General features: G+C 49.5%; 12 protein-coding genes. 7 read left to right on the forward strand and 5 right to left on the reverse strand.

The genetic code is table 11. The features are described 5' to 3' along the window. The first annotated feature begins 91 nt into the window (after positions 1-91). The gene (locus C162_RS05470) at positions 92-1465 is read left to right on the forward strand and encodes a WG repeat-containing protein (RefSeq protein WP_051493255.1); all 1374 of its coding nucleotides are present in this window, start codon (positions 92-94) and stop codon (positions 1463-1465) included. A gap of 377 nt (positions 1466-1842) precedes the next feature. Here the strand turns inward: C162_RS05470 and C162_RS05480 are convergent, their stop codons facing one another. Beyond that, a complete protein-coding gene (locus C162_RS05480) occupies positions 1843-2961 on the reverse strand; it encodes a response regulator (protein ID WP_036692119.1) in 1119 nt (372 codons plus the stop codon). Positions 2962-2963: 2 nt separating this feature from the next. Next, positions 2964-6080: an ATP-binding protein gene (locus tag C162_RS05485; protein ID WP_036692121.1), complete on the reverse strand. Its 3117-nt coding sequence runs from the start codon at positions 6078-6080 to the stop codon at positions 2964-2966. 139 nt (positions 6081-6219) lie between these two features. On the opposite strand from C162_RS05485, the gene C162_RS05490 reads away from it, so the two are divergent. Beyond that, entirely contained in the window at positions 6220-6858 is a 639-nt protein-coding gene (locus tag C162_RS05490) for a TVP38/TMEM64 family protein (RefSeq protein ID WP_036692124.1), read from the forward strand. Here the strand turns inward: C162_RS05490 and C162_RS05495 are convergent. Continuing rightward, complete coding sequence (locus C162_RS05495; RefSeq protein ID WP_372238085.1) at positions 6844-8367, reverse strand: aminotransferase class V-fold PLP-dependent enzyme; 1524 nt, start codon at positions 8365-8367, stop codon at positions 6844-6846. The two genes, C162_RS05490 and C162_RS05495, sit on opposite strands and share 15 nt — an antisense overlap. A gap of 174 nt (positions 8368-8541) precedes the next feature. Continuing rightward, positions 8542-9018 carry a DsrE/DsrF/DrsH-like family protein gene (locus tag C162_RS05500; RefSeq protein WP_036692126.1) on the reverse strand — a complete coding sequence of 159 codons (477 nt, stop codon included), beginning with the start codon at positions 9016-9018 and terminating at the stop codon, positions 8542-8544. A gap of 172 nt (positions 9019-9190) precedes the next feature. On the opposite strand from C162_RS05500, the gene C162_RS05505 reads away from it, so the two are divergent. The 5 genes from C162_RS05505 (at position 9191) to C162_RS05525 (ending at position 13738) form a co-directional block, all read left to right on the forward strand. Then, complete coding sequence (locus C162_RS05505) at positions 9191-9865, forward strand: response regulator transcription factor (RefSeq protein WP_442792420.1); 675 nt, start codon at positions 9191-9193, stop codon at positions 9863-9865. Next, positions 9855-10946, forward strand: coding sequence for a sensor histidine kinase (locus C162_RS05510; RefSeq protein WP_036692129.1), 1092 nt, complete (start codon positions 9855-9857; stop codon positions 10944-10946). Before C162_RS05505 ends, C162_RS05510 begins: the two co-directional genes overlap by 11 nt. Before the next feature lie 73 nt (positions 10947-11019). After that, positions 11020-11898, forward strand: a complete 879-nt coding sequence (locus C162_RS05515) for an ABC transporter ATP-binding protein (RefSeq protein ID WP_036692131.1) — start codon at positions 11020-11022, stop codon at positions 11896-11898. Beyond that, positions 11895-13481: a hypothetical protein gene (locus C162_RS05520; RefSeq protein ID WP_036692132.1), complete on the forward strand. Its 1587-nt coding sequence runs from the start codon at positions 11895-11897 to the stop codon at positions 13479-13481. Before C162_RS05515 ends, C162_RS05520 begins: the two co-directional genes overlap by 4 nt. Positions 13482-13516: 35 nt before the next feature. Beyond that, the gene (locus tag C162_RS05525) at positions 13517-13738 is read left to right on the forward strand and encodes a hypothetical protein (RefSeq protein ID WP_036692134.1); all 222 of its coding nucleotides are present in this window, start codon (positions 13517-13519) and stop codon (positions 13736-13738) included. 82 nt (positions 13739-13820) lie between these two features. On the opposite strand, the gene C162_RS05530 is transcribed toward C162_RS05525, so the two are convergent. Beyond that, positions 13821-14126 (reverse strand): hypothetical protein, encoded by a 306-nt coding sequence (locus tag C162_RS05530; protein ID WP_036692136.1) that lies wholly within the window; start codon positions 14124-14126, stop codon positions 13821-13823. Positions 14127-14179: the final 53 nt, after the last annotated feature.

Raw genomic sequence — 14179 nt, forward strand, 5'->3', positions numbered from 1 at the left:
AATATAGCCAATTCCTTGGAATATTAGGGAGTTGGCTATATCATTTAGGTTTTTCAATGAATTAAAAATAAAAGGAGTTGAACTATAAGATATGGGCAAATCAATAAAAGTAGCGTTCTCATTTTTCCTTGTTATATTCTTTATTGTAATGGTCAGTAAAGAGTCTGCTTTTGCGAAAAGTGGAATTAGAGTGATTTTGTATGGAAATCCCATTCAAGAAAAGCACTCACCGATTATGAAGAACAACACGGTATTGGTTCCATTCAAAGGGATATTTGAAAAATTAGGATTTAATGTAAGTTACGATTCGGCAAGCAAAACAATTTCTGGTCAGAAAACAGGCACTACTATTAAATTAGTAATTAATCAAAATACGGCTTGGATAAATGATACTCCAACTATACTTCAAGTAGCTCCACAGATAATTGACGGGGCAACGTTTGCACCACTTCGTTTTATTGGGGAAGCCAGCGGACTCGACGTGAAGTGGTACGGGGACTCTCAGATTGTTTCATTATACTCTAAGCAAAATCTTTTTCCGGTATCACGCGGAGGGAAATTCGGCTATATTGATGCAGAAGGCAAAATTGTTATTGATTATCAAACAAGATTTACAGATGCCTATGCTTTTAATGAAGGACTAGCCATTGTTTATTCAAATGCTAAATTTGACGGATTCATCAATCAACAAGGGAATAAAGTAATACCTAAGGGAAATTATTATGATGCCAAGGAATTTTCAGAAGGACTTGCAGCGTATAGAACGCTTAAAACTGCAACTGATTTTGCTGTATCTAACTATGGTTATATGGATCTTACAGGAACTAGTGTTATAAAACCGCAATTCAAAAAAGCTAATAATTTCTCCGAAGGATTGGCTGCTGTCCAAGTGGGGAGTGGATATGGATACATTAATTCTTCCGGGAAAATAGTAATTAAAGCCCAATATAACAGCGCTGAGGATTTCTCTGAAGGTGCTGCTCTGGTTACAACAAATGGAACTTCTCATTATATTGATAAGAAAGGGAAGTTTTTGTTCAATTCAAGTTATAAAAATGGGGAGTCTTTTTCAGAGGGATTGGCAGTTGTTAAATCAGGAGCTAACTATGGCTTTATTAATAAGAAAGGAAAATTAGAGATTCCTGCTAAGTATGAGGAGGTTCACTCTTTTTCGGAAGGATTGGCGGCTGTTAAAATAAATGGAAAGTCAGGTTATATAGATAACAAAGGAAAACTACTTATTCCTAACCAATTTGATGCAGCGAGTGACTTTCATGAAGGACTTGCAGTTGCCGAATCGGGAGGGAAGACCGGATTCATTAATAAAACAGGGGCTTGGGTTATTCAACCAACGCTTGACTGGGCTGGACGCTTTTCTAAGGGGCTTTCTTACGCATATAGTGTTGATGGAGAAGTATACATTAATAAAAACGGTCAGATTGTGTGGAGAAGAAGCCAACCTTAACAGAGGAATGAGAAATGAGGAAAAAGCCATAATATGAACAAAATTAGAAGATGCCGAACTATACAGAAATTAAAGGGAAGTACAATGCCGAAGGATCGAAATACGAAAAACAACCGTGAATTTTGGGAATACTATGAAAAGCTATACGACCATCAAGGGGATGAAACTGAAATTTGGGCGACTCAAGGATTCCTTTTAGATGAATACCAATTATCATTTTAAATAATACAAGTGTATAAAAGTATTCTAAAAGGACGACAATCATTCGCTAAGTTCGAATGATTGTCGTCCTTTTACTGTTAGTTTCTAAAGCATACGATAAAAAATATTTTTCAGTCTCTCAAAGGATATTATGGAGTAATGATAGAATTTCTACGCTATCTACCCAGCCGCCGGTATTCGTCGACGAACCAATCCGGCAACGCATCGCCGGTCTCTGCGATGTAGGATTCACTGAACTGGGTGAATTTGCGCTGGGCACGCAGGGGCTTGGCGGTTTCGTAATAGATGGCGATCAGACGCAGGGCGTAGCTCTCCTCCAGCGGCTCCAGCTCCGTCAGGCGCACGGCATAATCTTCGGCCTCGTTAGGCCGTGCAGCCTCCACCAATCCCAGAGTAAGCTGCTCCAGCAGCTTGAGGTACAGCCGGCGGTATTTGTCACGGGCGGAATACACCCACAGGCTGTCCAGCGTCTGCAGCAGGTCACCGGTGTACAGGGCGGCGGCCTGTTGCATATCCTCCAGCCTGCTGCTCTGAAGCGCAAGGGCGGCAGCTTCCTGGAATTTCTCAATGTCGCCCTCAATCCCCCCCGAATCCAGCCTGTAATTCTCCCTGCCGAAGGTCAGCTCAATCTTGTCCTCCAGCGCGGCTTTCTTCAAGGTGGTGCGGATCTGGTAGACCGTAGTGTGCAGGTATTGCTTGCCCTTCTCGTAGTTCCACTGCGGAAACACATCATTCAGAATCAAGCTGACGCTGCCCTGCCTGTGAATCCACAGGTAAGCAAATAATTCCTGTGCCTTATGTGTCCTCCACTTCACCAGGCCCTGAGGGCTGGTCAGCTCATAATCCCCCAACAGCCGGAACGAGGTTGTCTTCCCGGGTGTTCCTGTTGCCCCGGCAGCCGCCGGCGATAGACGTTTACTGAGCAGCTTGTTCCAGGTCTTCAGCAGGCGCGAGGGATCAACCGGCTTCAGCAGATAATCCATTGCAGACAGGTCGAAGGCTTCGACAGCATAATTGCGGTAGGCGGTTACGAATACGATGTCTGTGTCCGGAGAGTAGGGCAACAGCTTCTCAGCAAAAGTGAGGCCGGACAGCTCAGGCATCTGGATGTCCAGGAATAGAACATCCGGCTTCAGTTCGGAAGCAGCAGCGAGGGCTTCACGCGGGTTATCGTACGTCTGGACAGAGGATATTCCTTCACACTGGAGCAGCAGCTCCTTCATGTGATCCAGTGCCGGCCATTCGTCATCAATTACCATTACAGAGATGCTCATACTCAGAAGACCTCTTCCTTCCATGGGATTGTTATCAGTACATCTATACCTCCACTGGCTCCCCGTGTGAGAATCAGCGGACGCCCGAACTGTGTGAGCAACCGGCGGTTAATGTTCCGCAGGCCGATTCCGGTGCCTTCACCATGCGGAGAACGGTAGTCATCCTTCATCCATGAGGATAGCTGTTCATCGCTCATTCCCTTCCCGTTGTCCGAGATGGTGATCAGGATATCACCGCCTTCCTGCCGGGTGGAGATGACAACCGTTCCTCCGTCCATCTTCTCCATCAGTCCGTGACGGACGGCGTTCTCCACGATGGGCTGCACAATCAGCGGCGGCAGCGGGAATTCACTAACCTCAATATGATACTCGGCATTCAGCCGCTTCCCGAACCGGGCCTGCTCCAGCGACAGATAGGCTTCAATCAACTCCAGCTCCTTTTCGAACGGAATGGCGGTCTCCTGGTTGCTGAAATCGAAGCTGCCGCGCAGGAAATGGCTCAGATCGTATAGCAGCTGCTGCGTTTTCTTGGTGTCACGCGTACTCATCCAGATAATTGTATTAATGGCGTTGTATAGAAAATGCGGCTTGATCTGCGCACGCAGCATGGCGATCTCCGAGCTTAGCCGCTCTGAGACGGACCGCCGTAGTTGAACCAGCGTATTGACCCGTCCCTTCAGATCGCTCCAGATATAAGGCTTATGGATAAAATCATTGGCTCCGGCGCGGAACGCTGCCTCGTTGAAGTGAAGCTGCTGCCCGGCCGTAGCCATCAGGATCGGCAGGTCCAGCGGGCTGTAGGTCTGGCGGATGATCCTGCATAGCTCCAAGCCGGACATCTCGGGCATCATGACATCTATAATGCAGAGATCGAAATTACGGTCCACAGCCAGCAGCGCCAGCGCTTCCTTGCCGCTGCTGCGGCTTGCGATATTGTAATTCTCCAGCGATAACAGGTTGGTCAGTGCCTTGAGGTTGGCATAATCGTCATCCACGATCAGGATACGTGGCGCATAGGGAGCAGCTTGTCCGCTGGACTGCGGCGGATCAGCCGACCGGTATTTCCAGAGGTCATCCAGCATTTCCGGCTGGGTATACTCTGGCCGCGGGAGTGTCCGTTCCGCTTGGACAGCGGCGGCGGCTTCCGCCTCGTTGCCCGGAAGCGTGAAGGTGAATGTACTGCCCCGTCCAACCTGGGAAGAGACGGAGATGCTCCCGCCATGCAGCTCTACCAGCTTACGGCTGATCGCAAGGCTCAGACCGAGGCCCCCGGTCTCAAGGGAATCGGCCTCGCTGATCTGCTCATAGTCATGGAAGATAGACTCCAGCTGATCCTCGGGAATGCCCTTTCCGGTATCGGTGACGGCAATGGAGATGAACTCCTCCTGCCAGTCGGCTTCAATGACCACGCTGCCGCGGTCCGTGAATTTCAGTGCATTATCCAGCAGGCTATAGAGGATCTGCATCAGCCGCTGTTCATCGGCCTGGACCAGGAAACGGCCCGGCGGGATGTGGTTTTTGATGCGGATGCTGCCCTTTTTGTTCAGGAACTGGAAGACCTCAATGACAATGGCCGCCACCCCCTGGACATCGACGGTCCCCCATTGCAGGCTGATGCGCTGGCGCTTGATCTGTTCGTAATCAAGAATATCCCTGACCAGGAAGGCCAGCCTTCTGCCAGTACCGAGTATCAGCCGTATATCCTCCCGTTGGGACGGGCTTAGCGGTCCTCCGGCCCCTTCATGCATGGATAACGCCACGTTAATAATGGCATTCAGCGGCGTGCGCAGCTCGGCGGAGGTCTTCAGCAGGAACACGTCTTTATCTCTGTCCTTGCGCTCCAGCTGCTGGGACAGCTGCTTAATGGTCTCATAAGCATGGGCATGGCGCGCAGACAGGAACAGGCCCTCGGCAAGAATGAAGATCGGGCCGGCCACTGGCGCGGCAGCATAGAGTTCAGTGCCGAAGAACAGATTACTGGCTAAGGATAAGGTGAAAATCACTACAGCAATGACACCGATCAGCAGATAGTAGGAACCGGTCTCCCTACGCAAAATGGCCTTGACCATAATATAGAATGTATAGCAGACAGAGATGAAGCTGAAGGCCAGCAGCAGCCCTGTAATCCGCGAATATACAGTCAATGAGCTTAGCAGTACAACGATACAGAAACTTAAGGCATACACAGAGCAGATCCGCTTAAAGAGCCGGGAATAGAGTGCGGGAAACAAAGAATAGGTATAGCTGGATACACAATAGAACCCGACTACACCGGATACTGCCTGCAGCTTGTTGAATCCTTCATAAGAGAGGGAAGGAAGGTACTCGAGCAGCAGCTTCTCACTGTGCGTCAGCATATATAAGGCGATCATGAAGCAGAAGATAGCCAGCTGAAGCGAGGATTTGTCCTCTTTGCGCTGAAAGCCCTGGCCGATGAAATAGCAGCCGATAAAAGCAAAGCCTGCCACCAGCAAAGTGTCGTAGGTCCGGTTCCGCTGGTCGATGGCAGTTATAGCAGCAGGGGTGCCGATCCGGATAGGCTCCGCAATGCCTCCGCTTGAATAGGTGAAGTTGGACGTATGTATCAGAATCTCCGCCAGGTTATCCCTGCTGTGAAAAGTCAGGGAATACGGATGGTTGCGCGGCTTGGTGGTCTCCCGGGAGTCACCCGGCGTTCCGCTTCCCCCCAGCCGCTCACCATTTACATATACCTCGCTGGCATTGCGGATATTGCTCACCTTGAGGGCGAAGGCGGGAACTCCCGGCGGCAGCTGAACCAGCAGACGGTAGGTCGCATATCCGTAGCGGGAGAAGCCGGTAGCCTCTGACCCCCGGCCCCAAGCGCCGGGCACGGGCATATAGGCCGGCGCCTCTGCGGTTCGGGATAGGGTAACCTGTGGTTCCAGCCGCTCCTGCCAATAGAATTCCCATTCTCCTCTCAGCGGGTAGACGGCAGTATTATTGAAGGTGCAGGTGGACAAATCGGCCCATCCTGACCGTGGGCTGTTGCAGTTAGATGAGGAGCCGAGCAGGGGAATCAGCACCACTGCGGTGAGCAGGAGGGTGCATAGCAGGGCGAGTACTCTTTTGGCCAGCAGACTATAATCAAATGTTCTCATAATTTCATCATATCTCCGGCAGCTTGTGCTTGTCCAGCTTCCTTCTACTTCCCGGCGGAAGTGTTGTATAATTGAAGCTCATTGCAATGTATACTGTAACGTTAACTATTCCAGATCGTACTTGAGGAGCGCTGAAGAAATGTTCTTTTTAAATATTATGTCATGGCTGACCGAGGAGCGCCTGCTGCTGCTGCTGGAGCAATACCGCTCGTTCGGGCCGCTGCCGGGTGTGGGGCTTACCTTCATGAAATCGTTCGTGCCCCCGTTGCCTACAATAGCGATTGTGGGGCTTAACGGGGCGGTGTACGGGTTATGGCTGGGGTTCCTGTATTCCTGGATCGGTCTGGTCGCAGGCTGTACGGTCACCTTCCTGATTATCCGCAAAATTGCCGGACATCCCTACCTCACCAAATGGGCCAAGCGGCCCAAGGTAGCCAAAGCGATGACCTGGGTCCGCCAGAGCGGGTTCAGCTATGTGTTCCTGCTTAGTCTGTTTCCGGTGGGTCCGTTCGTGGTGATTAATATGGCGGCGGGGCTCGCGGGAATGCGGCTGCGTTCCTACCTGATTGCGCTGTGTGCCGGCAAAGCCATTATGGTATTTGCGGTATCCTACATCGGCAATGATGTGCAGCGGTTCATCCGTCATCCGGCGGAGATCGTCTATGTGCTGCTGTTTATCGGAGCTTCTCTGTGGGGGGTTAAAGCGATTGAAGCCAGGTTCGCCCGGCTGGCGCGGGAGCGGGAGCTGCGCGGCCAGGCGCCGCTACAGCACAAATAATTCACGAATCTCCTCCGTATCCTCTGTAACGCCTCTCTCCCCGGTATGAATCCAGCTGTTGGTGACCGCATTGTAGCGGTAATCCTGGCTCCATTCAGCAATATTGCTGACGATAGACTGTACGGCGAAGATCATATGCTCCACCTCGCGCCCGGTCATAATCGGGTGCAGGGACAGGCGGACCCAGCCCGGCTTCAGCGACTGGTCCCCGGCGTGGATCGCCTGGATAAATGCCTGGGACTTCGCAGGGTTCAGCCCGAGCAGCTGATGGCCGTACGGACCGGCACAGGAGCAGCCGCCGCGTGCCTGAATGCCGAAGCGGTCATTCAGCAGCCTTACCGCGAGATTGTAATGAATCTTCTTCAGCGTGAAGGAGACAATTCCATGGCGCTTACGGTGCGTGCCCTCCAGCACGGAGCAGCCGGGAACCTGTGCCAGCCCCAAGAGCAGCTTCCGGCATAGCTCTTGTTCGCGGACGATCATATATTGTCCGGTTCCGTTCATCTGTTCCTTCAGCTTCACGCAGAGGGCGGTGCGGATCGCCTGCAGGAAGCCAGGGGTGCCCCCGTCCTCGCGCACCTCAACATCATCGATGTAGCGGCGTCCGCCCCAGCGGTTCACCCATACCACGGTGCCGCCGCCGGGCTCATCCGGCAGCCGGCCGGTGCTGAGCGCGGTGTCGAACAGCAGCACGCCGCCGGTTCCCGGGCCGCCGAGGAATTTATGCGGCGAGAAGAAGATGGCATCCAGCTTCTCCTGCGGGGCTGCCGGATGCATATTGATCTCCTGATAAGGGGCGCTGGCTGCGAAATCCACGAAGCATACCCCGCCATGCCGGTGCATGAGCGAAGCAAGCTGATGATACGGGGTCTCTATGCCGGTGACATTGGAGCAGGCAGTGAAGGAGCCGATCTTGAAGCGGCGGTTCTGGTAGATCGTCAGCAGCTCCCCGAGCCGCTGCAGATCTACCTCTCCGCCCGGCCCGGAGGGGACAGTAACCACATCACCGAAGCTCTCCTGCCAGGGAAGCAGATTGGAATGATGCTCCATATGGCTGACGAAGATAACCGGGCGCTCCTCCGGTGCGCAGAGGTATTCCTGGTTCAGCCATTCCGGCAGCTTCAGACCCATGATCCGCAGCAGCTTGTTCACCGCGCCGGTGGTGCCGTTGCCGCAGAAGAGCAGGGCATCTGCGGGTGCGGCATTCACATGCTGCCGGATGATGCTCCGTGCTTCCTGGTAAGCGAGGGTTATGGTCAGGCCCGTGGTGTTGGAGTCGGTATGCGGATTGCTGACATAGGGGCCGAAGCTCTCCTGTATTTTGCGCTCAATCGGCTCATACAGTCGGCCGCTGGCTGTCCAGTCGGCATACAGAAGCGGCTTCCGTCCGTAGGGGGTGGAGATCAGATGACGGCAGCCGACAGTGTGCTCACGGAATGCCGCGAAATGCTCTTGTAGTGAAGACGGCGCGTCTGCCGCAGCGGTGCGGTGGATACTCAGCACGGACAATCCCTCCAGGCAATGAATGCTCTATCAATGAGACGGATTCCGGCAGGCGCTGGTGCTGCGCAAGGCAAGTAACGTGTGAGTCGCAGCCTCTGCGTGCCCGCCGTGCGTAACCAATCCGTCTTCGTCTGCCTCAGTATATGCCCGGTGGCGTAATTAGGTTAAAGCCCATAGCCATCAGATAAAGAGCTGGATATCACTCTCCAGCGCATCCTTCAGATACGCGGCGGCATCGATAATCTCCACCTCGGGCAGCAGCTCCTCCGGCTTGAAGCCCATGATCTCCACCGAGAGCTTGCAGGCGTAGAACTTGATGTTCTTTTTGCGCGCCCCCTTCAGGAAATGGATCAGCTTCGGTGCCCCCTGATCCTCCATCATCTCCTCCAGCATCAGCTTGCCAAGCCCGCTGAAGTTCATCCGCGAGAGTGGCAGCTGCTCCGGTCCCTTAGGTGTAATGACATCCATCAGCTTCTCGTAAATACTTTTATCCTCTAGCGTCATAGTCTCCGGGTCCCGGATGAGAAACAGCCCCCAGAACGAGAAGAACATCGTAACCTCCACCTCAATATCCCTGGCTGCATTCGCCAGAATCAGCCCGGCCATTGCCTTGTCATACTCTCCGCTGAACATTAGCAGATTCAGTTTTTTGCCCATTCATCAGCCCTCCATCAGTATCCATAGAATGTCATTAGTATGGTTATGGAGAGGGAAAGTATGCCTGACCGGCGAATACAGCATAAGAGGTTATTTCGAAAATTTAATGAAGGCAGTGATGAGGTTGGATGAGCGGATTTTGCTTGTGGACGATGAAAAAGGTATTTTAACCATGTTAGAACTGCTGCTATACAAGGAGGGATTTGAGGATATTTCAACAGCAACTACAGGACAAGAAGCTATGAAATGGGTGGAATCTGTACCCTTTGATCTAATTGTGCTGGATGTAATGCTTCCGGATACTGACGGATTTCAATTGTGCCAACAGATACGCATGCACACAGTGGCACCTATCCTATTTCTGACTGCGCGTTCAGGTGATTATGATAAATTAATGGGGCTTGGAGTCGGAGGAGATGACTACATTACGAAGCCATTCAACCCCATGGAGATTGTGGCGAGAATTCGAGCACAATTGCGCCGGAAGAATCTCTATAGTACAACAGCAGTGCCAAAATCACAGTATTTAGATTTCGGCGTTTTTGCTGTAGATAAAAGAGCTGCCCAATTGACTGTTCGTGGAGTGAACACTCCTTGTCCTGCGAAAGAGTATGAACTGCTGGTTTTTCTCTGCGAGCATCCGAACCAGGTGTTCACCGCTTTGCAACTGTACGAACAGATTTGGGGAAAATCTATGACAGGAGATGAGAAGACCGTAGTCATTCATATTTCCAGACTTAGAAAGAGACTTGAATCTGACCCCTCTGATCCAAAACATATAGTTAATTTGCGTGGAATTGGCTATAAATTTGTTCCGATCCGGAGGATAGAAGTCCATGAAAGCTAATTTGCATCTGATCTTTCGTCTGATCGCATATCTCATGATCAGTCTTCTTTTGCTTGCTCTGATTACAAGTGCTGTTCTGGCGATTGTAACAGAGTTGGTGATACCACAGGAGGGGAGTGGGCAAGATCTTATAGTGCTGCTCAGTGTGCCTTGCATCGTCTTCTGCTTCATGGTCATTGTCGGCTGGAGATTGGGGAAGCCACTATACTACATGATCCGCAGAATTGATCTTCTTGCAGGTGGAATATATGTTGATCCTGAGGGAGACAAGAAAATACACTCAGGTGCCATGGGGAAGTTGAAACGGCCATATCGTTTGTTCAAAGAGCTTATTCTCCAATTGAATACCTTATCGTGTGTGTTAGAGAACAGCAAGCAAGAGAGAACCCGCCTTGAAGAGTTGCGCAAAGAATGGGTCGCCGGAATCTCTCATGATCTAAAAACGCCGCTTACATACATAAAAGGTTATTCTTCTATGATGCTGTCTCCTGAGTACGAATGGACGAAGGAAGAGGAGATGAAGTTCCTTATGGAAATTGAACAAAAGGCGAATCACATGCAGGAGTTAATTAGCGATTTGAATCTATCCTTCCGACTTGATGATCAGCAGACTCCATTACAGCAAGAAGTTACAGATCTTGTCGAATACGTTCGGCGGATTGTATCAGATATAACTAATGACCCTCGTGCTGAACGTTATAATCTTACTCTTGAAACCGTGGAAGGTTATATTGAATTAAAGTTGGACCAGAGGCTATTAGGGCGGGCATTACGTAACTTAATCCTCAACGCCATTCTTCATAATCCTCAAGGTACCAATATTACGGTTTATATTATGCAGCAAGATCAGCAACTTAGCGTCGTTATAGCTGATGACGGTGTAGGAATGACCGGGGAGAGCATACAACGATTATTCGATAAATACTATCGAGGTACCTCCACAGATGTGTTGTCCGAAGGTACCGGCTTGGGTATGGCGATAGCCAGACAGTTAGTGCGGGCTCATGGAGGGGATATTAGCGTGAATAGCCGTCTTAATGAAGGGACTTCGATCTGTGTAACGCTGCCATTACTTAATTAGGATGCTGTTTGCCTGCTGTTTACTCCGATTTAACTTTGGCCCCCTATAATAAATAGCAATAGGGGGAGTAAGCATGCTGGAGATAAATCAGGTTAATAAGCAATACAATAAAGGGCGATTTGCCCTGATGGATATCAACTTGCAACTTAGACCAGGTATTATAGGTTTACTAGGTCCGAATGGGGCAGGGAAATCGACACTTATGAAGATTATGGCGACAATTTCACAACCGACATCCGGCAAGGTCATTTGGAACGGAATGAGTATGCAAAAGAAGCCAGATCAACTCCGAAAAATGCTAGGGTATTTACCTCAGGATTTTGGTGTGTACTCCCATTTAAATTCACTGGAGTTCCTTGAATATGTAGCTGTATTAAAAGGTATGGGAGGCCGTCAGATGAGGTCCCGGGTCCTGGAGATTCTTCAACTGCTGAATCTGCAGCATGACTTAAAGCGTCCACTCAGAAGTTTTTCCGGTGGGATGCGCCAGCGGATAGGTATTGCACAGGCCTTGTTGAATGATCCGCAATTACTAATATTAGACGAGCCGACTGTTGGTCTAGACCCGGAAGAGAGGATGCACTTTCGTAGCTTAATTAATGGCTTGTCCGAAGGACGGATTATCGTTCTTTCGACACATGTAATTTCTGATGTTGAGGCTGTCGCGGATCAAATTGCGATTTTAACCGGGGGTAAGCTCGCGGTGTACTCTGACCCGGCTGCACTCTTAGTTAAGGTACAGGGGAAAGTATGGTCCGTCCTAGTCTCGAATGAGAACTACCAGAAAGAACATGCTGGATGGCTGATTAGTGCTGCGATCCGTCAGGAGGAGGGGATCCTAGTCCGTATGATCTCGGAGTCACGGCCTTTTGTGCATGCGGTGGATGTGCCTCCAAGCCTTGAAGAAGCCTATCTGTATGTCAGGGCCATGCAGGAGGAAAGTATTACATGAGCAGTATCCGATCTATTTACTACATCGCAAGGGCAGACTTCCTCGAGAGAATCAGACAAAACTCACTTCTTGTCATCCTCTTTGTAACATTATTGGCAGCATATATATTTGTTCCTCCAGTAGATGCTGGATATGTCACCCTGAATCTTGATGGATATCGGGGGATTTATAATTCGGCCTGGATCGGCAGTTCCGTTGCAATCTCGACTACGTTGCTACTCTCCTTATTAGGTTTTTATCTTGTTAAGAATTGTATACAGCGGGATGAATCAACTGGAGTGGGGCAGATCATCGCATCTTCTTCTATGAAGAAAATGTATTATTTAATGGGGAAGCTACTAAGTAACATTTTTGTTCTATCTGTTATCACCGGAGTCGTGGTTGTCGTTTCGCCAATTATGCAATGGGTACGGGGAGAGGACAGGACTTTTGAACTTTGGCCGCTTATATCCCCTTTTTTATTCTTGACGCTGCCCTTTATGGCTGTTGTGGCTGCCTTAGCTGTAGTATTTGAGACATTTCATTTTTTAAAAGGAACCTTGGGAAATGTCATCTACTTCTTTTTGTATCTTTTATTTACTGCGGGATCAGGCGCTTTAGCATTTGGACCACAGATTATTATTTCGGCTATGCAGAAGGATCTGCTTCTAATCCATCCGGAATTACCAGGTTCTTATGGGATGGGAATTCTCTTTCAAAGAGAGCCATTGCATTGGTTTGAATGGCAAGGAGTAATATGGACTTTTGAGTTGCTGATACAGCAATTGGAAATAGTTATGGTTTCCTTTGTGCTGATTGCTGGAGCATCAGCCATCTTTCATGGATTCAGAGAAAAGGGTTATGCCAAAAGAAAACATGAGCTAGCTATGGTGGAGATAACTCCAGCATATAACAAGGAGTTAGATTCACAAATAAAATATGAAAGTCTTAATTCTAGATGTCAAGCAGCAACATTATCGCCGGTAGTCTTTAAGGATTCCTTTTGGGCCTTAGCTATTGCCGAATGGAAATTAATATTAAAGAGTGCTTCCCTGAGATGGCTTATTGTGGCCGCCATATTGTTTATACTACCGCTAGCGGTTTCTGTTTCTGAATCATCCGAATGGTTAGTTTGGCCCGTCATCTGGATCTGGCCGATAAAGCTCTGGTCTGGGATGGGGAATCAAGATGTACGCTATGGAACTCAATTCCTCGTAGTTTCAAGTCGGCGCTATGTAATCCGTCAACTAATGGCATCATGGATTTCTGGCATTATACTTACCTGCATGGTAACAGGAGGTATGATCATAAGGATGGTCTTTGAAGGAGATTTGGAACATCTGTTGTATAACGTTGCGGCTGTGTTTCTGATTCCCAGTCTTGCCCTGGCTTGCGGAGTGCTGACCAAGGGATGGCGAACTTTTGAACTGTTATATCTGATTATCTGGTATCTGGGTCCACTCAGCAAGTTGCCTTATTTGGATTTTCTGGGTACACATAATTCAAATGGGGATCTGTTAATGATGAATTCGGTCTATCTACTGATTAGTTTGGGTTTGTTATTGGTTGCTTATCAATCAAGAAAACGACTAGGACAAGATTAGTTGCCCTGGGAGTCAAAATAACGGAGGGGTAAATCATGAAATCTAAATCATTCTCAAAATACATAAATAAAATAGCCGCAATTGGAATAGGTATGGGTCTGATAATGTTCATACTTACCCGATCTGGAGTGTTTGAGCTTCCTATCGTGATTGGCACAACCTCATATGAAGGAATGGCCTCCTCCCTTATGCTGCTTACGGGTTTTCCAATCCTGTTAATTTTGATCTGCAGTATCCTATACTGGATGAGAAAATAATAGATTTATAGCATAACCATAAATTCCTCAAAAAAAGCCCCCGTAAGGGAGCCTCAATTTTAATACTATTGTGTGCTGTCCCTCAATGCTCATCCGGCTGCTCAGCCTGGCGGGCGTTGTCATAGCGGCGGGCGGACAGCCAGATGCTGCCGGTGAACAGGACGATCAGGCCGAGGATAATGCCGAAGCGCCAGTCTCCGGCTTTGAAGTTGAGCTGAAGGACGGTAAGCACCAGGGCGACCTGGGTCCAGACGAGGGTCCGCTTGCGGAACGCGGTAATGTCTCCGGCCATCTTCGGCATGCCGCGGATAATCCGGTACGCCAGGAGGGCGAGGATCAGCGCAAACAGGGCGGTGCCGGCCATTTCGCCGGTAGTTAATCTATTCATGGTCTCAGAATCCTTTCGGGTTAACATCGGATTAAGCTAATTATAACGATCGC

Origin of the sequence: Paenibacillus sp. FSL R7-269 (assembly GCF_000517865.1) — a bacterium.
GTDB lineage: Bacteria > Bacillota > Bacilli > Paenibacillales > Paenibacillaceae > Paenibacillus_AQ.

What these genes read in the sequence shown, in the direction of transcription:
- C162_RS05470 (WP_051493255.1), top strand. Translation starts at nt 92, where the DNA reads ATGGGCAAATCAATAAAAGTAGCGTTCTCATTTTTCCTTGTTATATTC.
- C162_RS05485 (WP_036692121.1), bottom strand. Translation starts at nt 6,080, where the DNA reads ATGAGAACATTTGATTATAGTCTGCTGGCCAAAAGAGTACTCGCCCTG.
- C162_RS05505 (WP_442792420.1), top strand. Translation starts at nt 9,191, where the DNA reads ATGTTAGAACTGCTGCTATACAAGGAGGGATTTGAGGATATTTCAACA.
- C162_RS05490 (WP_036692124.1), top strand. Translation starts at nt 6,220, where the DNA reads ATGTTCTTTTTAAATATTATGTCATGGCTGACCGAGGAGCGCCTGCTG.
- C162_RS05525 (WP_036692134.1), top strand. Translation starts at nt 13,517, where the DNA reads ATGAAATCTAAATCATTCTCAAAATACATAAATAAAATAGCCGCAATT.
- C162_RS05520 (WP_036692132.1), top strand. Translation starts at nt 11,895, where the DNA reads ATGAGCAGTATCCGATCTATTTACTACATCGCAAGGGCAGACTTCCTC.
- C162_RS05530 (WP_036692136.1), bottom strand. Translation starts at nt 14,126, where the DNA reads ATGAATAGATTAACTACCGGCGAAATGGCCGGCACCGCCCTGTTTGCG.
- C162_RS05480 (WP_036692119.1), bottom strand. Translation starts at nt 2,961, where the DNA reads ATGAGCATCTCTGTAATGGTAATTGATGACGAATGGCCGGCACTGGAT.
- C162_RS05515 (WP_036692131.1), top strand. Translation starts at nt 11,020, where the DNA reads ATGCTGGAGATAAATCAGGTTAATAAGCAATACAATAAAGGGCGATTT.
- C162_RS05510 (WP_036692129.1), top strand. Translation starts at nt 9,855, where the DNA reads ATGAAAGCTAATTTGCATCTGATCTTTCGTCTGATCGCATATCTCATG.
- C162_RS05500 (WP_036692126.1), bottom strand. Translation starts at nt 9,018, where the DNA reads ATGGGCAAAAAACTGAATCTGCTAATGTTCAGCGGAGAGTATGACAAG.